A 16,943-nucleotide genomic window follows, 5' to 3' on the forward strand; every position below is an offset into this window, starting at 1 on the left:
GCATCCTTGACGCGCCCGCAGCCCGGGTCCGCAAAGCGGCCGGGGCTCCGGTGGAGCCCCGGACCGGCAGGGCGGTCTGCGAAGCAGAGCGGGCGCATCCTTGACGCGCCCGCAGCCCGCTGGCCCCAGATTGGCCCAGTTCCGTTATACCACAGGCAGCGGCCCTTCCGCAAAGCCGCGGGCCGTCAGATACCAGCAGCTGGAAAAACCGCAGTCCCGGGCCAGCTGCACCGCCTCCCGGTACCCGTACAGCACCGTTCCGGCGCTGTGGGTATCGCTGGAAAACGTGATCCGCCCGCCCTTCTCCGCCAGCCGCCGCAGCAGAAACGCCGCCGGATAGGGCGCCGTGCGGTATCCCCGGCTGATGGCCCCGGTGTTGATCTCAAAAATGCGTCCCCGGCCCGCCAGCTCATCCAGCGCCGCAAAGGCCGCCTCCCGGTACGCCGGGTCGCCCTCGTCAAACTGGGCCATGTTCTCGTTGAACTTGGTGATCAGGTCAAAATGCCCCACGATCTCCCCGCCGGTCACGGTGTCCACCCGGGCCATCCGCTCATAGTAATCCCGGGCCAGGGCGTTCCAGTCCCCGCCGAACCAGCGCTGTACCCCGCTTGCCAGGGTGGCCGCGCTCTCGTCCAGCGGCAGCTGCGTCCCGTCCGGCATGAGCAGACAGTGCACCGACCCTATCTTGTAGTCCCAGTCCGGGCCGGTGTCCGGCGAATAAAAATCCTGTTCCAGGCCCAGATATACCTCCATCCGCCCGGCGTATTCGGCTTTCAGCTCCATCACCGCCCGGCGGTAGTCGGCCACCCGGGCCGGGTCCATAGCCCAGGCCTCCTGCCCCGGCAGCGGCGAATGGCCCGAAAATCCAATTGCCCCGCATCCCGCCGCAAAAGCCGCGGCCGCCATGGCGGCGGGGCTGTCCGCCCCATCGCAGAAGGTGGTGTGGCAGTGCAGGGTCTGGGGCTTCATACCATCTTCTCCTGTTTTACCTTGTGGTCGATCACGTGGCGGCTGGCCAGTTCGGCAAGCACATCCTCCACCGAAATGCCCATCTCCACCATCAGCACCATCACATGATACATCAGATCCGCGATCTCGTACACCGTTTCCCGCTTGTCCTCGGCCTTGCCGGCGATGATCACCTCGGTGGACTCCTCGCCCACCTTTTTCAGAATCTTGTCCAGCCCTTTCTGGAACAGGTAGGTGGTGTAGCTGCCCTCCGGCAGGGTTTCCTTGCGGCCCTGCAGCAGAGCATACAGCCCCTCCACGCTGAAAGGCTCGCCGCCCTCGCCGATGAACAGCGGGTCATTGAAGCAGCTGTCGGTGCCCAGATGGCAGGCCGGGCCCTCCTTGTCCACCGTCACCATCAGCGCGTCCCGGTCGCAGTCCGCCACGATGGTGCGGATGTGCTGCACGTTGCCGCTGGTCTCCCCTTTTCGCCACAGTTCCTGCCGGGAACGGCTCCAGAAGCAGGTGCGCTTTTCCTCCAGGCTGATGGCCAGGCTCTCCCGGTTCATGTAGGCCAGGGTCAGCACCTTTTTGCTAGTGGCATCCACCACAATGGCCGGAATCAAGCCGTGAGAATTGAACTTCAGATCGTCTATCGTAAGCATATCGTTCCTCCTTTGTTTACAGCCGCACGTTGATGCCCGCATCGGCCAGCTGCCGTTTCAGGTCGGGAATGGCCACCTGCCCGAAATGGAAGATGCTGGCGGCCAGGCCCGCGTCCACGGCGGGCAGGGTCTTGAACAGGGTGATGAAATCCTGGATGCAGCCCGCGCCGCCGGAGGCAATCACCGGCACCGGCGCCACCTGGCAGACCGCGTCCAGCATCTCCAGATCAAAGCTCTGGCGCACCCCGTCGGTGTCGATGCTGTTCAGCACGATCTCCCCCGCGCCCGCATCCACGCCCCGGCGCACCCAGTCCAGCAGTTCCCGGCCGGTGTCCTCCCGGCCGCCCCGGGCAAATACATGGTACTGCCCATCCACCCGGCGGGCGTCCACGCTCAGCACCACGCACTGGTCGCCGTATTTCTTGGCCGCTTTGCCGATCAGGGAGGGGTCCCGCAAAGCCCCGCTGTTCACGCTGACCTTGTCCGCGCCGCATTTCAGCACCCGGTCAAAATCCTCCAGGGTGTTGATGCCGCCCCCCACCGTCAGGGGGATAAAGATGGTGGAGGCCACCCGGGTAAGCACGTCGGTGAACAGCCGCCGCCCCTCGGCGGAGGCGGTGATGTCGTAGAACACCAGCTCGTCGGCCCCGTTGTCGCTGTAGAATTTGCCCAGGGCCACCGGGTCGTTCACGTCCGCCAGCCCGGCAAAGTTGACCCCCTTGACCACCCGCCCGTCCTTTACGTCCAGGCAGGGAATGATGCGCTTGGTGATCATGCCTGCGGCCCCCCTTCCCGGACGGCCAGCGCCAGATCCACCGCGCCGGTGTAGTAGGCCTTGCCCACAATGGCCCCGTACAGCCCGGCGGCCTGCAGACGGCGCAGATCCTCGTTGCTGCCCACCCCGCCGGAGGCGGTGATGTCGCAGTTTACGGCAGCCTGCAGCGCCGCCAGCCGGTCGTAGGCCGGGCCCGCCAGGGTGCCGTCGGTGTCAATGTCGGTAAAGATCAGATGCCGCACCCCGAGGGCCTCCATACGGCGGGCGAATTCCCGGTATTCCACGCCGGAATCCTCCACCCAGCCCGCGGTGCAGACCCGGCCGTTCCGGGCGTCCACCCCCACGGCGATCCGCTTCGGGCCAAAGGTTTCCACCGCCCGGCGCACCAGCTCCGGGTCGGTCACGGCGGCGGAACCGATCACCGCCCGGTATACCCCCAGCTTAAACACATCCTCAATATCCTGCAAACGGCGGATGCCGCCGCCCAGCTCTACCCGCAGGCCGGTTTCGCACACCGCCCGCACCGCGTCGGCGTTGCGGCGCACCCCGTCTCTGGCGCCGTCCAGGTCCACCATATGCACCCAGGCGGCCCCCGCGCCGGCAAAGGCCCGGGCTACCGTGACCGGGTCGTCCGCCACCTGGTGTACGGTGGCAAAATCCCCTTTCAGCAGCCGCACCACCCGGCCGTCCTTTAAGTCAATGGCAGGGAACAGTATCATACCGCGCCCCCCTTTCCCTCACAGAAATTGCGCAGGATGCCAAGCCCCACCGCGCCGCTTTTTTCCGGGTGGAACTGGGTGCCCATCACATTGCCCCGGGCCACCGCGGCGGTGACCTCCGGGCCGTATTCGGCGGTGGCGATCACGCTTTCCGCGCAGTCCACCGCATGGAAGGAATGCACAAAATACACGCAGTCCCCCTCGTTCACCCCCGCCAGCAGCGGATGCACCGGATTGCGGCGGTGCAGCCCGTTCCAGCCGATGTGGGGCACTTTCAGATTTTTCTCCGGGGGCAGATCGGGGGCCAGCGGGGCCACATGGCCGGGGATCAGCCCCAGCCCCTCGTGGCGGCCGTACTCCTCACTGTAGTCAAACAGCATCTGCATGCCCAGACAAATGCCCAGCAGCGGCTTACCCTGCCCGGCCAGACGGCGCAGCACCTCGTCCAGCCCCTTTTCCCGCAGAGCGGCGGCCGCGTCGCCGAACGCCCCCACCCCCGGCAGGATCAGCCGGTCAGCGGCGGCCAGCGCGTCCCCGTCGCCGCTGACCAGGGTCTCGGCCCCCAGCACCGCCAGCGAACTGCGCAGGCTGAACAGGTTGCCCACCCCGTAATCCACAATGCCTACCATTTACAGCACCCCTTTGGTGGAGGGAATTTCATCCGCGTAGGCGGCCTCGATGGCCACCGCCTGCCGCAGGCTGCGGGCCAGGCTCTTGAAGGTACCCTCCAGAATATGATGGCTGTTCCTGCCCGCCAGCTGGCGGATGTGCAGGGTCAGCCCGGCCCGCCGGGCCAGCGCCTGGAAGAACTCCTCCCCCAGTTCGGTGTCGAACTCGCCCACCCGGGGGGAGGGGATGTCCAGCTCACAGCACAGCAGCCCCCGGCCGGAGATATCCACCGCCGTTAAAATCAGGGCCTCGTCCATGGGCAGGATGCAGCTGCCGTAGCGGGTGATGCCCCGCATATCCCCCAGCGCCTGGGCAAAGGCGTCCCCCAGGCAGATGCCGATATCCTCCGCCGTGTGGTGGAAATCCACCTGGCTGTCCCCCTCGCACTCCACCGTCAGATCAAACCGGCCGTGCCGGGCAAACAGGGTGAGCATGTGATCCAGAAAACCGCAGCCGGTGTCGATCTGGCTTTTGCCGGTGCCGTCCAGATCCAGGCCCAGCAGCACGCTGGTTTCACTGGTGGCCCGCTGAATATTGGCGCTGCGCATGGTTCATTCTCCTTTTTCGTTGCATATCACATCCAGGGCGGCCAGCAGCGCGTCCATCTCGGCTTTGGAGCCGATGGTGATGCGCAGGTAGTCCCGGATGCCGGGTTTGTTGAAATGCCGTACCAGCACCCCCTGCCGGCGCAGCGCGTCGTACAGCTGCGCCCCGTCGGTGCCGGGCAGGCGGGCAAACACAAAATTCGCCAGGCTGGGCACCACCGTAAAGCCCCGCTTGGTCAGCTCTTCGGTGGTGTAGGCCCGGTTTTCCATCACGGTGCGGCAGTTGGCCGCGTGGTAGGCCTCGGATTCCTCGGTAAGCGCCGCCGTGCCCGCCGCCAGGGCCACCCGATCCAGGCTGTAGGGGTTGGTGGAATACTTCACCGCCTCCAGATCGGCGATCAGCGCCGCGCTGCCGATGGCAAAGCCCAGCCGGGCCCCGGCCATGGAGCGGGATTTGGAGAAGGTCTGCACCACCAGCAGGTTTTCGTACCGCTTTGTCAGCGGCACACAGCTTTCGGCGCCGAAATCCACATAGGCCTCGTCCACCAGCACCAGGTGGTCGGGGTTGGAGGCCGCGATCCGCTCGATCTCGTCCACCCCCAGCGCCAGCCCGGTGGGGGCGTTGGGATTGGCCAGCACCACGTTTTCTCCCCGGCCGATGTAATCCGTCACATCAATGGATAAATCCTCCCGCAGCGGGATGGCGGTGTGCGGCAGGCCGTACAGCCCGGCCAGCACCGGATAGAATCCGTAACTCACCGCCGGGAAGGCCACCGGCTTGTCCGGCCCGCAGAAAGCCTGAAACGCAAAGTTCAGGATATCGTCCGACCCGTTGGAAACGAGGACATTCTCCTCCCCCACCCCGAACCGGGCGGCCAGCGCCCGGCGCAGGTCCCGGCAGGTGGGGTCCGGGTAGAGGTTGAGCCGCTCGGCCTCGGCCCCCCGCACGGCGGCGATCACGCCGGGCGCGGGCGGAAAGGGCGACTCGTTGGTATTCAGCTTCACATACTGCCGGTCCCGGGGCTGTTCGCCGGGCACATAGGGCTCCAGCGCGGCCATCCGGGCGCTCAGAAAGCGGCTCATGGCTCTCACTCCTTTGTCTTATCAAACCGGATGGTCACGCTGCGGGCGTGGGCGGTGAGCCCCTCCTGCCGGGCAAAGTAATCCACCTTGCCGGCCACCCGTTCCAGCGCGTCGCCGGTGAAGTAGGTGAACTGGGTCTTTTTGACAAAATCGTCCACCGACAGGGGGCTGGAGAACCGGGCGGTGCCGCTGGTGGGCAGGGTGTGGTTGGGCCCGGCAAAGTAATCCCCCAGCGCCTCGGGGCAGTGCCGCCCCATGAACACCGACCCGGCGTTCTGAATGCGGTCCAGCCAGTCAAAAGGGTTGTCCATGCACAGTTCCAGATGTTCCGGGGCGATGCGGTTGGCGATCTGGACCGCCACCGCCAGATCCCCGGCCACGATGATCTTGCCGTTGTTGTCGATGGAGGCGCGGGCAATTTCCTCCCGGGCCAGCAGGGGCAGCTGCCGCTCGATCTCGGCCTGCACCGCCTTGGCCAGGGTTTCGCTGTCGGTCACCAGCACCGCGCTGGCCAGCTTGTCGTGCTCGGCCTGGCTCAGCAGGTCGGCGGCCACGGCGGCCGGGTCGGACTTGCCATCTGCCACCACCAGAATTTCGCTGGGCCCGGCGATCATGTCAATGGCCACCTGCCCGAACACCTGCCGTTTTGCCTCGGCCACAAAGGCGTTGCCCGGACCCACGATCTTGTCCACCCGGGGCACGCTCTCGGTACCGTAGGCCAGGGCGGCCACCGCCTGGGCGCCGCCGGTGCGGAACACCCGGTGCACCCCGGCGATGCGGGCCGCGGCCAGAATCACCGGATTGATGTCCCCGCCGCAGGTGGGGGGCGACACCATCACGATCTCCCGGCAGCCCGCGAGCTTTGCCGGGATGCAGTTCATCAGCACTGAGCTGGGATAGGCCGCCGTGCCGCCGGGCACATACAGGCCCACCTTTTCGATGGGCATCACCTTCTGGCCCATCACCACGCCGGGCTGGTCGGTCACCACAAAGCTGGAGCGCACCTGATGCTTGTGAAAGGCTTCGATGTTGGCGGCGGCCTGCCGCAGGATCTCCACAAATTCCGGGTCCAGGGCGGCCACGGCGGCGTCCAGTTCCGCCCCGGTCACCTCCAGCCGTTCGGGGGCGGCCCCGTCGAACTGTTCGGCGTAGGCGGCCAGGGCCTTGTCCCCCTGTGCCCGCACCCGGGCAATGATATCGGCCACGATGCCGGACACATCCCGGTCATCCTGCACACGGGCAAAAATCTCCTCGTCGGGCACCTGCCCGTAGGGATAGATGCGGATCATAACGGATTACCCCTTTCGCTGCTCTTCCAGCGCCCGGCACAGCTGCCGCAGACGCTCGTTTTTGAATTTATAGCCCACCTTGTTGGCGATCAGCCGGGCGCTGATGGGCACGATCTCCTCTTTCACTTCCAGCCCGTTCTCCACCAGGGTGCGGCCGGTTTCCACGATGTCCACGATCACATCGCTCAAGCCCAGAATCGGGGCCAGCTCGATGGAGCCATTCAGGTGGATGATGTCGATCTCCCGGCTTTGCCCAGCGTAGTAGTCCCGGGCGATGCGGGCGAATTTGGTGGCCACCCGCAGGGTGCGGGACCGGTCGTCATAGAACTCCTTTTTCCCCGCCACGCACATCCGGCAGCGGCCCACTCCCAGATCCGCCAGCTCGTATACGTCGGGGCGGTATTCCAGCAGGATGTCCTTGCCGGCCACCCCGATGTCCGCCGCGCCCTGTTCCACATAGATGGCCACGTCACTGGGCTTGACCCAGAAATACCGCATCCCGTTTTCGGCGTTTTCAAAAATCAGGCGGCGGTTATCCTCCAGCAGGCCGGGGCAGGCGTACCCGGCGGCCTCAAAGCTGCGATAGACCTTTTCGCCCAAACGGCCCTTGGGCAGGGCCACATTGATCCATTCCATACCTCAACCTCCCATCCGGCACACCTGGCCGAAGGTCAGGCCCTCGGGGGCCTCCCGCTCCACCCGGACGGTCTTGCCCTGTGCCCGCAGCCGCCGGGCCTCGGCTGCCAGACCGACGGCGGGGGTGTCCGGCCCGTAAAGCAGCAGCACGTCCACGGCGGGCCGCTCCTGGGGGGCCAGCCGGTCCAGCTGATCCAGATACACCGCAAAGCCCACGGCGCCGCCCCGGCGGCCCATCCGGGCCAGCAGATGGTCATACCGGCCGCCGCTCAGCACCGCCACCGGAAGCCCGGGCACAAAGCCCCGGAACACCACCCCGCTGTAATACTGCCGATCGCTGACCAGCGAAAAGTCCAGCCGCAGCCGGTCGGCCCAGGGGATCAGCAGTTCGCACAACGCCCGCAGTTCCTCCACCGCCCGCATGGCGGCGTCGCTGCCCGCGGCCAGGGCTTCCAGCTGGGGCAGGGCCGCGGCGGGGGTATCGTAGAGCAGTGCCAGACGGCACAGCCGGTCCCGGGCGGCATCCTCCACCCCCAGCGCCAGGCACAGTTCGGTCAGGCGGGGGGTGTTCTTCTCCCCCAGCGCCTCCAGCAGGCGGCGCTCCTCCTCGGCGGGCAGGCCCAGCGCGGCCAGCAGCCCGTTCACCACACCCAGGTGGCTGATGTCCAGCAGCCAGTCCGGCGCCAGCGCGTCCAGGCTGCGCACCGCTACCTCCAGTACCTCCGCCTCGGCGTAGCCGTCCAGCGGGCCGATGCACTCCAGCCCCATCTGCAGAATCTCCCGGAAATTGCGGGTGTCCCGCCCGGTGCGGTAGACGTTTTCCTGGTAGAACACCTTCTGCAGTGCCGGGGCCGGGCGGCTGTTTTTCAGGATCGAGAGGGTCACGTCCGGCTTCAGCGCCATCAGCTTGCCGTCCAGATCGGTAAAGGTCAGAATATCCGGGCTGTTCAGAAAGCTCTTGTTGCGCACATACAGATCGTATTCCTCAAACTTGCTCATTTTATAGGGCAGATACCCGTACTGCCGGTACAGCCCCTGCAGCCGGTCAGCCGCCTGTTCGGCGCGGGGAATGGTTCGTTCTTCCATGGTGACCTTGCCTTTCCCGGGGAAAGCCCCGTATATAGGTCGCGGCACGGCGGGGACTGCCATTCCCGCGCCCGACCACTTTATCACTTTATCATACTATCATAGTGTAATACCGCCGAGCCAAAAAGTCAATCCGCACAACCGCCAAAGCGGCGGCGCAAAGGGGCCATATGTATGTATATTTTACCACGGCCCGTACAGCCGGGCAATACTGCTTTAACGCAGAAAAGCCGCCGCAGCACAGGGCTGCGGCGGCTTTTGGCAGGCAGATTACAGGGGGAACAGGGGCAGCGGCTCCAGGAACAGGATGTCGTCCCGCTTGGCGGCGTCGCCCTCAGCCAGGATGGCAGCACGGGCCACCACCTGGGCGCCGGCCTTCTCCACCAGGCGCTCGATGGCCTGCAGGCTCTCGCCGGTGCTGATCACGTCGTCCACCAGGGCCACCCGCTTGCCGTGGATGGCCAGGGCGTCCTTGCCGTCCAGGCACAGGGTCTGGGTCTTCTGGGTGGTGATGGAGTTCACCTCGTCCACCAGCGGCTGCTCCATGTAGGGCTTCACGCTCTTGCGGGCCACGATGTAGTAGGGCAGGCCCAGCAGGCGGCTCAGCTCCTGCACCAGGGGAATGCCCTTGGCCTCGGCGGTCACCAGATAGTCCACCTGGGGCAGCTTTTCCGCCAGCAGCGGGGCGGCGGCGGTCACCAGTTCGCAGTCGCCCAGGATCACAAAGCTGGCAATGGCCAGGCTCGGGGCGATCTGGATGATGGGCAGCTGACGGGTCACGCCCGCCACATTCAGTTCATAGCACTCGTTCATCATGTACCTCCTATCGGGTTACAGGCCCAGGCCGAAGCCGAACAGGGTCTTGAGCAGGATACCGGCCAGCATACCCACAAAGGGGTCCACAAAGGCGGTCACGCCCATGGTCACACCGGCCACGATGGTGCCGCCGGCCTCGGTAGAAGCGAAAGCGATCGCCGCGTCGCCGGGCACGGTGGCCACAGCGCCCAGGATCAGCAGGAAACCGGCAATGGACTGGCTGGGCACAAACTTGCCGATCTTGGGCAGCAGGCCCAGGAACAGGATAGCGGCCATCAGAATCATCATCAGCACGCCCGCGCCCACCGGATGGGGGGCGGAAGCGGTGGCGGAGATGATGGCCTCCACCGGGCCGCCGCCGAACAGGCTGCTGATGGCGTCGGCCAGGCCGGAGTAGATGGTCAGGTGGTCCACGTTCTGGGCGGCGCCGGCCATACCGCCGGTGATGCCGCCGAAAGCGATGTTGGCGCCCACAGTCAGGCAGGCCAGAGCCAGCGCGCCGCGAAGCACCCGCAGGTTAAAGGTGGGCTTTTCCAGCTTGATGGTCGCCATCTTCTCGCTCACCGCGTTCTCCCCGATCTTCTGACCGGCGATCTTGGCGGCCACGCTGCCCGCCACCAGGGACAGGATGATGGTGTACACCAGGTCATGCCCCATAAAGAAGTAGACCAGCGCCGCCACCACGATGGAAACAATGGAAACCAGGGCGTTCTCCTTGATCATGCCCAGGGCCAGCTTGGTCAGCACCAGGCCCACACCGGCCATCATGGCGTGGATCACGGTATCACCGGCAAAGCTGGTGATGGCGGTCATCAGGCCGCAGGCGCCCAGCACCGCCATAGTCACACCGGCAAAGAACACCATGCTCAGCCGTTCCCGCATGTTTTTACCCATGGAACCGGCCATGACAATGGTCTCGGCCTGGAAAGAAATGGGGGCCACGCTGCCCAGGGCCAGGCAGCCCACCGCGCCCACGATAAAGCCCAGCGCCGTAGGCACCGAAGCAAAGCCAAAGCTCATAGCCAGCAGACCCTGGGGGATGCCGTTGAGCACCACGCCGATGGCTGCCAGCAGATCCTGCAAGTATTCCATTCTACACGCTCCTTACACCACACACGGGGCCGCGCCCCGCAAAAAAACAAGCAGGCCGGGACCGCCCGGCCTGACGAACAGGTATCATTATACCCGGTTTATTTTCCGGGGGCAATAGAAGCGGATGAAGTATGACTTTTGTTTTTTCCCCGGTTTCGGCAAAAAACGCCGCGCACCCGGTATCCCGGATGCGCGGCGCAAAGGGTTCAATCCTGTTTTTCCTGTTCCTGCACAGCAGCTTTCGCGTGGGAATGGGGGTCGCAGCTGCAGCCCCGGGCGGCCGCCTGGGCCTTGATCTCCCGGAACTCCTCGTTCAGGGCGGCTTCGGCCTCGGCCTCCTCGTTCTTGATTTCCCAGTGCAGCAGGAAGGTCAGCGCCGCCCGCAGCACAATGATCGCGCCCACGATGGCGATCTCGCTCAAGTCGCGCACCACCACGGTACGCAAAATCTCGCTGCCCAGCTTGAACTCTAGGCAGAGGGCCATGCCCTTGGCCAGCTTGAGCCGCACCATAGGATCATGCCGGATGTAGTTGATCACGCCCTGTACGCCGGCCACGATCAGCACGATCACGCCCACCAGCTCAAACAGATGGATGGCGTTGGCAACCAGAACGTCCAGCAGCTCCTGCATAAAGACCTCAAACTGCATTATCGGTGTCCTCCTCGTTTCTCTTCCCGCCGGGCATCCCGCCGCCCGGCACCTGCAGAGGGCACGCGCCCTCATATGTAGCCGATTATACCAGATTGCCCGGCCCATTGCAAGGCAAACAGCCTTACAGCCCGGCCCCGCGCAAATACCGGCCGGTCACGCTCTCTTCGCAGGCGGCCACCCGGGCGGGGGTGCCCGCTGCCACGATCCGGCCGCCCTGTTCGCCGCCGCCGGGGCCCATGTCCAGCAGCCAGTCGGCGTTGCGGATCACATCCTGGTCGTGTTCGATCACCACCACCGTGGCCCCGCCCGCCAGCAGCGCGTCGAAGACCTGCAGCAGGGTGCGCACGTCCAGCGGATGCAGCCCGATGGTAGGCTCGTCAAACACGAACACCGTATCCTCCTGGCCGCGGCCCATCTCCCCCGCCAGCTTCAGCCGCTGGGCCTCCCCGCCGGACAGGCTGGGGGTGGCTTCGCCCAGGGTCAGGTATCCCAGCCCCAGATCCCGCAGCACCTCCAGGCGGGTGCGCACGGTTTTCCAGCCCTCGCACAAAGGCAGGGCGGTGCGCACATCCATGGCCATCAGTTCCGGCAGGGACACCCCCGCCGCCGGGTGCCGCACCCCGGCGGCCTCCCGGGCGTAGCGGGCGCCCCGGCATTCCGGGCAGGGAATCTCCACATCCGGCAAAAACTGCACATCCAGGCTGATGGAGCCGGTACCGTCGCAGACCGGGCAGCGCAGCCGCCCGGTGTTGTAGGAAAAGTCCCCCGCCTTGTACCCCTTCTCCCTGGCATCCGGGGTGCGGGCGTAGAGTTTGCGCAGCTCGTCGTGCACCCCGGCGTAGGTGGCCACGGTGGAGCGCACATTCACCCCGATGGGGGTGGCGTCGATCAGCTTGACCCGCCGGATGCCCGGGGCCTCCAGTTCCCGCACATGGGCGGGCAGTTTGCCCCCTGCCGCCGCGGCGGCCAGCGCGGGCACCAGGCTTTCCAGGATCAGGGTGGTCTTGCCGGAGCCGGATACCCCGGTCACCACCGTGAGCCTTCCTTTCGGGATGCGGACCTCCAGCGGCTGTACCGTGTGCAGCGGGCCGGTCACCAGCCGGATCTCCCCTTTGGCAAACATCTCGTTTTCCGGCGCGGGGCGGTGCACCCGCACCTGTTCCCGCCCGCAGAGGAACGGCCCGATCCGGGAATCGGGATTCTGCGCCAGATCCTGCACGGTGCCCGCGGCCACCACCTGCCCGCCCCGGGCCCCGGCTTCGGGGCCCATCTCGATGATCCAGTCCGCCCCGGCCAGTACCTGGGTGTCGTGATCCACCAGCAGCACCGAGTTGCCGTCCGCCACCAGATCCCGCATGATGGCGTTCAGCCCGGTCAGATTGGCGGGGTGCAGCCCGATGGAGGGCTCGTCCAGCACGTACAGCACACCGGTGGTGCGGTTGCGCACCGCCCGGGCCAGCTGCATCCGCTGCCGTTCCCCCGTGGAGAGGGTGGCGGCGGCCCGGTCCAGCGCCAGATACCCCAGCCCCAGATCCAGCAGACGGCGCGCCGTGACCGCAAACGCGTCGCAGATGCTGCGGGCCATGGGGCGCATCTCCTCCGGCAGGCTGTCCGGCACGCCGGCCACCCAGTCCATCAGATCGGACAAGGGCATCCGGCAGGCTTCGTCCAGCCCCAGCCCCCGCACCCGGGGCGCCCGGGCGGCCTCGGACAAACGGCTGCCGCCGCACTCCGGGCAGGCAGATTCGGTCAAAAACCGCTCCACCCGCTTCATGCCGCTCTCGTCTTTGACCTTGGCCAGGGCGTTTTCCACCGTGTGCACGGCGCTGTAGTAGGTAAAATCCAGTTCGGTGGCCTGGCCGGACTTCTTGTTCTGGTACAGAATGTGCTTTTTTTCGGCGGGGCCGTCGTAGACGATGGCCTTTTCCCGGTCGGTCAGTTCCCGGAACGGCACATCGGTGCGCACCCCCATCTCCCGGCAGACGTCCACCATCAGCGACCACATCAGGCTGTTCCAGGGGGCCACGGCCCCCTGTTCGATGGTCAGGCTTTCGTCCGGCACCAGGGTGGCCCGGTCCACTGTGCGCACAATGCCGGTGCCGCCGCAGCAGCGGCAGGCGCCCTGGCTGTTGAAGGCCAGTTCCTCGGCGCTGGGGGCAAAAAAGACCGCGCCGCATTCCGGGCAGGTAAGCGACTGCCCGGCCGCCACCGCCAGGCTGGGCGGCAGGTAATGGCCGTTGGGGCACCGGTGGCTGGCCAGCCGGGAAAACAGCAGCCGCAGACTGTTGAGCAGTTCGGTGCCGGTGCCGAAGGTGCTGCGGATGCCGGGCACCCCCGGCCGCTGATGCAGCGCCAGCGCTGCCGGCACATAGAGAACCTCGTCCACATCGGCCCGGGCGGCCTGGGTCATCCGCCGCCGGGTGTAGGTGGACAGGGCCTCCAGATACCGGCGGGACCCCTCGGCGTAGAGCACCCCCAGCGCCAGCGACGACTTGCCGGAACCGGACACCCCGGCTACCCCCACAACGCCGCCCAGCGGAATCTCCACATCCACATTTTTCAGATTGTGTACCCGCGCCCCGCGCACCTGAATGGCCTGCGGCCGGTCGTTCTGCTGCATGGTTTTCCCATCCTTTCCCCGGCGGGCAGCCCCGTCGTTTTTCATCAGTATAGCACCCCCGCCGCAAAAAACAAACCGCCCGGCAGCAGGCAGCACCTGCCGTCGGGCGGATTCTCTGGTTTTATCATCGGCATGTCCCGTCAGCTGGCCCCGGAACACAGCAAAGGAAAAACCGGCAGGCTCCGTCTGGGGCCTGCCGGTTTTTGGAGCTGGTGGACGGATTCGAACCCCCGACCTGCTGATTACAAATCAGCTGCACTACCAGCTGTGCTACACCAGCATGATTACCCATCCAGTATAGCAAACCGGGCGGCGTTTTGCAAGGTCAAATCCTTATTCTTTTGCGGGCAGCTGCCGCGCGGCGGCTGTTGGCTCGGCCACCGGGGTCCAGGCGGCCAGGATGGCCAGCAGCAGCCCTGCCGCCACACGGCCCGCCGCCATAGCCGGGCTGCCGCCCAGCAGCAGTACCGCTGCCCCCTCGATGCAGACCGCCAGGCTCAGCCAGTCCCGGCCGCCCAGCTGCCAGCGCAGGCCCGCCGTACCCAGCACACCGCCCGCGGCCAGCGCAGGGGCCAGAAGCAATGGCCGGCAGCCCAGCGCCGCCCATACCCCCAGGCCGGCGGCCATACCGGCCAGCACGCTGCCCCGGCGGGTACGGGCCAGGGCCCCGGCCAACCAGGCAGGTGCGGCAAACAGAACCGCGGAGGTACCCCAGCCCCACTCTCTGCCTGCCAGCAGCAGACAGCCCGCCGTAAAGGCCGCCAGGGCTGTTCCCAGCAGCCAAACTACCTGTTTTCCCCCGTTGCGCATCTTGTGCCGCCCCCTCATTTGTTTCGATAGGGCCAGTATAGCGCCGGTTTCTTAAATCCGCCCCGGGCCTGTTCTTAAGATTTCTTTAACTTTCCCCGCCGCCCCCACGCAAAAGCCCCCGGCACACATCGTGTCCGGGGGCCTTCCATTCTTTATACCACTATTATTTTGGCTGTTGTGCCAGGGCGCGGCTCAGCGCGGCGAACTGTTCCAGCGTAAGCTGTTCCGGCCGGGCCGTGGCGGGCAGGCCCGCCTGCTCCATGGCGGCGGTCACCTGCGCCTTGGGCAGGCCCAATCCGGCGCTGATGGCGTTGGCCGCGGTCTTGCGCCGCTGGCCGAACGCCGCCCGTACCAGCCGGAAATACGCGGCCTCGTCGGGCACCGGCACCGGCGGCTCGGGGTGTACCTCCAGCCGGATCACCGCGCTGGTGACCTTGGGCGGCGGATAAAAGCTGCCCGGCTGCACCGAAAACAGCACCTGGGGCTTGGCGTAGTAGGCTACCGCATAGCTGATGGCCCCCGCCTGCCGGGTACCCGGCGCGGCGCAGATCCGCTCGGCGGCCTCTTTCTGCACCATGACCGTGATCTGCCGGATGGGCAGTTTTTCCTCCAGCAGCCGCATCAGGATCGGGCTGGTGATGTAGTAGGGCAGATTGGCGCAGACCGCCACCGGCATACCGGCAAACTTCTCCCGGATCAGGGCGGCAATATCAACTTTCAGTATATCCTGCATGACAATTTCCACATTGTCATATCCCGCCAGCGTTTCCGCCAGCAGCGGCGGCAGACGGTTGTCCACCTCCACCGCCACCACCCGGGCCGCCCGCCGGGCCAGTTCCCGGGTGAGCACTCCGATGCCGGGGCCCACCTCCAGCACGCCCCATTCCGGGCCGATGCCGGCGGCCTCCACGATCTTGGGGCATACGCCGGGGTTCACGATAAAGTTCTGACCGAACCCCTTGGACAGGGTAAATCCGTGCCGTGCGCACAGATCCCGCACATAGGCAATATCGGTCAGGGCGCGTTCGCCCGTCATGCGGCGCTGTCGGCGGAGGAATCGCCGCCTTCCGCTGCCGCGCTGTCACCGGTTTCGCCGGTTTCGCCGTCGGTGCTCTCCGCGGCGCTGCTGCCGTCCTCGCCGGCCGCGCTGCTGTCGGTGCCGGTCTGGGTGCCAGCGTTGCTGCTGCCTTCCATGGTGGTCACACCGGTCAGGGTATCCGCCACGCTCACGGCGCGCAGCACCTGGGCATCCTCGGCCAGGGCGTAGTCATACATCACGGTGTTCTCGGCCAGCTGAACCTCCTGATCCACGGTCAGGCCGGTGCCGTCAAAGCACTCTTCCTTGCCGGTCAGCAGGCGGGCCACCGTCACCGAAACGGCGCTGCCGTCGCTCAGGCGCTGGGGCGCGGCCTGGATGGTGCCCTTGCCGTAGGTCTTTGTGCCCACCAGCTTGGCCCCGGCCATATCCCGCAGGCTGGCCGCAAACAGTTCGGCGCTGCTGGCGGTGTTGCCGTTCACCAGGCAGATCATGGGCAGGTCCACCTTGTTCTCGTCCGATTCGGCCAGGATCTCCCGGGTGCCGTCGCTGTACTCGGCGTAGGCGATCACGCCCTCGCCCACCAGCAGGTCGATGCACTCGTTGGCGCTGTCCAGCAGGCCGCCCTCGTTGTCGCGCAGGTCAAACACCAGCGCGGTGACCCCGGCGCCGGTCAGCTGGTTCACCGCGTAGTCCAGCTCGCTGGCGGTGGTGGAACCAAACTGGGTGATCTTCACATAGCCGTAGGTGTCGTTCAGGGTCTGGTACTCCACGGTGGGGGTGGTGTAGCCCACATGGGTGACCTCCACCGTTTTCTCCTCGCTGGTGCCGCGGGTCAGGTAGGTGATGGTCACGGTGGTGCCGTCCTCGCCCCGCAGACGGGTCAGCATGCCGTCCTTGGTCAGGTTCTTGGTATCGGTCTCGCCGATGCGGGTGATGTAGCTGCCCACCTCAATGCCCAGTTCGGCCGCGGGCGAACCGCTGTACACCCGGATCACCCGGCCGTAGCCGGTGGCGGTGTCCTTGATCAGATCCACGCCGATGCCCAGCAGCTTGCCGTTCTGCACGGCCAGCAGGTCGGAGTACTCCTTCTCGGTGTAGTACTTGGCGTTCTTGTCGTTGATGCCCAGCATATAGCCGTAGGCAATGTAGTCGTTCAGGGTGGCGTCGTCGATGGTGTTGTAGGCGTTGGCGCGCACATACTTGTCGATCTCGGCCAGCTTGTTGTACATGCTCTGCTTTTCGTTCACCGAGGTAACGGTGTTGTCAAAGATCTGCATGGCCACGATCATGGTGATCGAGAAGGTCACCGTCATGGCGATGAGCGCCACCGTGATGGCCACGCTCACGGAAATTTTTTTATTCATGGCGCGGGGTCCTCCCTTCGGGCGTTATCAGATGTAATAGAGCAGCTGCATGCCGATGCTGCCCACCAGGGTAGCCAGCATCAGCCCCGCCAGAAGCAGGCAGGTAATGCGCACCCAACGTTTGCTGTTCATAG

17 protein-coding genes and 1 tRNA gene are annotated in these 16,943 nt (G+C 65.9%); all 18 read right to left on the minus strand.

From position 1 onward, the window contains the following. Window positions 1-144: 144 nt before the first annotated feature. Entirely contained in the window at window positions 145-969 is an 825-nt protein-coding gene (locus B5E65_RS07485; protein ID WP_087171149.1) for a histidinol-phosphatase HisJ family protein, read from the minus strand. After that, window positions 966-1,613 (minus strand): bifunctional phosphoribosyl-AMP cyclohydrolase/phosphoribosyl-ATP diphosphatase HisIE, encoded by a 648-nt coding sequence (hisIE, locus tag B5E65_RS07490; protein WP_087171150.1) that lies wholly within the window; start codon window positions 1,611-1,613, stop codon window positions 966-968. The genes B5E65_RS07485 and hisIE overlap by 4 nt, the downstream gene beginning before the upstream one ends. Before the next feature lie 16 nt (window positions 1,614-1,629). Next, entirely contained in the window at window positions 1,630-2,388 is a 759-nt protein-coding gene (hisF, locus tag B5E65_RS07495) for an imidazole glycerol phosphate synthase subunit HisF (RefSeq protein WP_087171151.1), read from the minus strand. Beyond that, the gene (gene hisA / locus B5E65_RS07500; protein WP_087171152.1) at window positions 2,385-3,107 is read right to left on the minus strand and encodes a 1-(5-phosphoribosyl)-5-[(5-phosphoribosylamino)methylideneamino]imidazole-4-carboxamide isomerase; all 723 of its coding nucleotides are present in this window, start codon (window positions 3,105-3,107) and stop codon (window positions 2,385-2,387) included. The genes hisF and hisA overlap by 4 nt, the downstream gene beginning before the upstream one ends. Beyond that, window positions 3,104-3,736 (minus strand): imidazole glycerol phosphate synthase subunit HisH, encoded by a 633-nt coding sequence (gene hisH / locus B5E65_RS07505; protein ID WP_087171153.1) that lies wholly within the window; start codon window positions 3,734-3,736, stop codon window positions 3,104-3,106. The genes hisA and hisH overlap by 4 nt, the downstream gene beginning before the upstream one ends. After that, complete coding sequence (gene hisB / locus B5E65_RS07510; protein WP_087171154.1) at window positions 3,737-4,324, minus strand: imidazoleglycerol-phosphate dehydratase HisB; 588 nt, start codon at window positions 4,322-4,324, stop codon at window positions 3,737-3,739. A gap of 3 nt (window positions 4,325-4,327) precedes the next feature. Further along, window positions 4,328-5,404 carry a histidinol-phosphate transaminase gene (hisC, locus tag B5E65_RS07515; protein WP_087171155.1) on the minus strand — a complete coding sequence of 359 codons (1,077 nt, stop codon included), beginning with the start codon at window positions 5,402-5,404 and terminating at the stop codon, window positions 4,328-4,330. A 5-nt stretch (window positions 5,405-5,409) separates the two neighbouring features. After that, window positions 5,410-6,693, minus strand: a complete 1,284-nt coding sequence (gene hisD / locus B5E65_RS07520) for a histidinol dehydrogenase (protein ID WP_087171156.1) — start codon at window positions 6,691-6,693, stop codon at window positions 5,410-5,412. Between the two features lie 6 nt (window positions 6,694-6,699). Then, window positions 6,700-7,329, minus strand: coding sequence for an ATP phosphoribosyltransferase (gene hisG, locus B5E65_RS07525; RefSeq protein ID WP_087171157.1), 630 nt, complete (start codon window positions 7,327-7,329; stop codon window positions 6,700-6,702). 3 nt (window positions 7,330-7,332) lie between these two features. Continuing rightward, window positions 7,333-8,415, minus strand: coding sequence for an ATP phosphoribosyltransferase regulatory subunit (locus B5E65_RS07530; protein WP_158098537.1), 1,083 nt, complete (start codon window positions 8,413-8,415; stop codon window positions 7,333-7,335). Between the two features lie 270 nt (window positions 8,416-8,685). Then, window positions 8,686-9,228 (minus strand): phosphoribosyltransferase family protein, encoded by a 543-nt coding sequence (locus B5E65_RS07535; protein ID WP_087171159.1) that lies wholly within the window; start codon window positions 9,226-9,228, stop codon window positions 8,686-8,688. A gap of 18 nt (window positions 9,229-9,246) precedes the next feature. After that, window positions 9,247-10,323 (minus strand): guanine permease, encoded by a 1,077-nt coding sequence (locus B5E65_RS07540; RefSeq protein ID WP_087171160.1) that lies wholly within the window; start codon window positions 10,321-10,323, stop codon window positions 9,247-9,249. A 206-nt stretch (window positions 10,324-10,529) separates the two neighbouring features. Then, complete coding sequence (locus tag B5E65_RS07545; RefSeq protein ID WP_087171161.1) at window positions 10,530-10,973, minus strand: DUF1622 domain-containing protein; 444 nt, start codon at window positions 10,971-10,973, stop codon at window positions 10,530-10,532. 124 nt (window positions 10,974-11,097) lie between these two features. Continuing rightward, on the minus strand, window positions 11,098-13,596 hold the full coding sequence (locus tag B5E65_RS07550) for an excinuclease ABC subunit UvrA (protein WP_087171271.1): 2,499 nt from the start codon (window positions 13,594-13,596) through the stop codon (window positions 11,098-11,100). Window positions 13,597-13,800: 204 nt separating this feature from the next. After that, window positions 13,801-13,876: transfer RNA gene (locus tag B5E65_RS07555), tRNA-Thr, on the minus strand. 53 nt (window positions 13,877-13,929) lie between these two features. After that, window positions 13,930-14,406 carry a hypothetical protein gene (locus B5E65_RS07560; RefSeq protein WP_087171162.1) on the minus strand — a complete coding sequence of 159 codons (477 nt, stop codon included), beginning with the start codon at window positions 14,404-14,406 and terminating at the stop codon, window positions 13,930-13,932. A 163-nt stretch (window positions 14,407-14,569) separates the two neighbouring features. Beyond that, window positions 14,570-15,442, minus strand: coding sequence for a 16S rRNA (adenine(1518)-N(6)/adenine(1519)-N(6))-dimethyltransferase RsmA (rsmA, locus tag B5E65_RS07565; protein WP_087171163.1), 873 nt, complete (start codon window positions 15,440-15,442; stop codon window positions 14,570-14,572). Next, window positions 15,439-16,809 carry a S41 family peptidase gene (locus B5E65_RS07570; protein WP_087171164.1) on the minus strand — a complete coding sequence of 457 codons (1,371 nt, stop codon included), beginning with the start codon at window positions 16,807-16,809 and terminating at the stop codon, window positions 15,439-15,441. Before B5E65_RS07570 ends, rsmA begins: the two co-directional genes overlap by 4 nt. Window positions 16,810-16,943: the final 134 nt, after the last annotated feature.

The sequence above is a fragment of the Gemmiger sp. An120 genome (genome assembly GCF_002160955.1).
Lineage (GTDB): Bacteria > Bacillota > Clostridia > Oscillospirales > Ruminococcaceae > Gemmiger_A > Gemmiger_A avium.

Excerpts from the sequence above, each read along its gene's own strand:
- B5E65_RS07485 (WP_087171149.1), bottom strand. The coding sequence starts at position 969 with ATGAAGCCCCAGACCCTGCACTGCCACACCACCTTCTGCGATGGGGCG.
- hisH (WP_087171153.1), bottom strand. The coding sequence starts at position 3,736 with ATGGTAGGCATTGTGGATTACGGGGTGGGCAACCTGTTCAGCCTGCGC.
- hisD (WP_087171156.1), bottom strand. The coding sequence starts at position 6,693 with ATGATCCGCATCTATCCCTACGGGCAGGTGCCCGACGAGGAGATTTTT.
- hisF (WP_087171151.1), bottom strand. The coding sequence starts at position 2,388 with ATGATCACCAAGCGCATCATTCCCTGCCTGGACGTAAAGGACGGGCGG.
- hisB (WP_087171154.1), bottom strand. The coding sequence starts at position 4,324 with ATGCGCAGCGCCAATATTCAGCGGGCCACCAGTGAAACCAGCGTGCTG.
- B5E65_RS07545 (WP_087171161.1), bottom strand. The coding sequence starts at position 10,973 with ATGCAGTTTGAGGTCTTTATGCAGGAGCTGCTGGACGTTCTGGTTGCC.
- B5E65_RS07530 (WP_158098537.1), bottom strand. The coding sequence starts at position 8,415 with ATGGAAGAACGAACCATTCCCCGCGCCGAACAGGCGGCTGACCGGCTG.
- B5E65_RS07535 (WP_087171159.1), bottom strand. The coding sequence starts at position 9,228 with ATGAACGAGTGCTATGAACTGAATGTGGCGGGCGTGACCCGTCAGCTG.
- B5E65_RS07550 (WP_087171271.1), bottom strand. The coding sequence starts at position 13,596 with ATGCAGCAGAACGACCGGCCGCAGGCCATTCAGGTGCGCGGGGCGCGG.
- hisA (WP_087171152.1), bottom strand. The coding sequence starts at position 3,107 with ATGATACTGTTCCCTGCCATTGACTTAAAGGACGGCCGGGTGGTGCGG.
- B5E65_RS07570 (WP_087171164.1), bottom strand. The coding sequence starts at position 16,809 with ATGAATAAAAAAATTTCCGTGAGCGTGGCCATCACGGTGGCGCTCATC.
- B5E65_RS07560 (WP_087171162.1), bottom strand. The coding sequence starts at position 14,406 with ATGCGCAACGGGGGAAAACAGGTAGTTTGGCTGCTGGGAACAGCCCTG.
- rsmA (WP_087171163.1), bottom strand. The coding sequence starts at position 15,442 with ATGACGGGCGAACGCGCCCTGACCGATATTGCCTATGTGCGGGATCTG.
- hisG (WP_087171157.1), bottom strand. The coding sequence starts at position 7,329 with ATGGAATGGATCAATGTGGCCCTGCCCAAGGGCCGTTTGGGCGAAAAG.
- hisIE (WP_087171150.1), bottom strand. The coding sequence starts at position 1,613 with ATGCTTACGATAGACGATCTGAAGTTCAATTCTCACGGCTTGATTCCG.
- B5E65_RS07540 (WP_087171160.1), bottom strand. The coding sequence starts at position 10,323 with ATGGAATACTTGCAGGATCTGCTGGCAGCCATCGGCGTGGTGCTCAAC.
- hisC (WP_087171155.1), bottom strand. The coding sequence starts at position 5,404 with ATGAGCCGCTTTCTGAGCGCCCGGATGGCCGCGCTGGAGCCCTATGTG.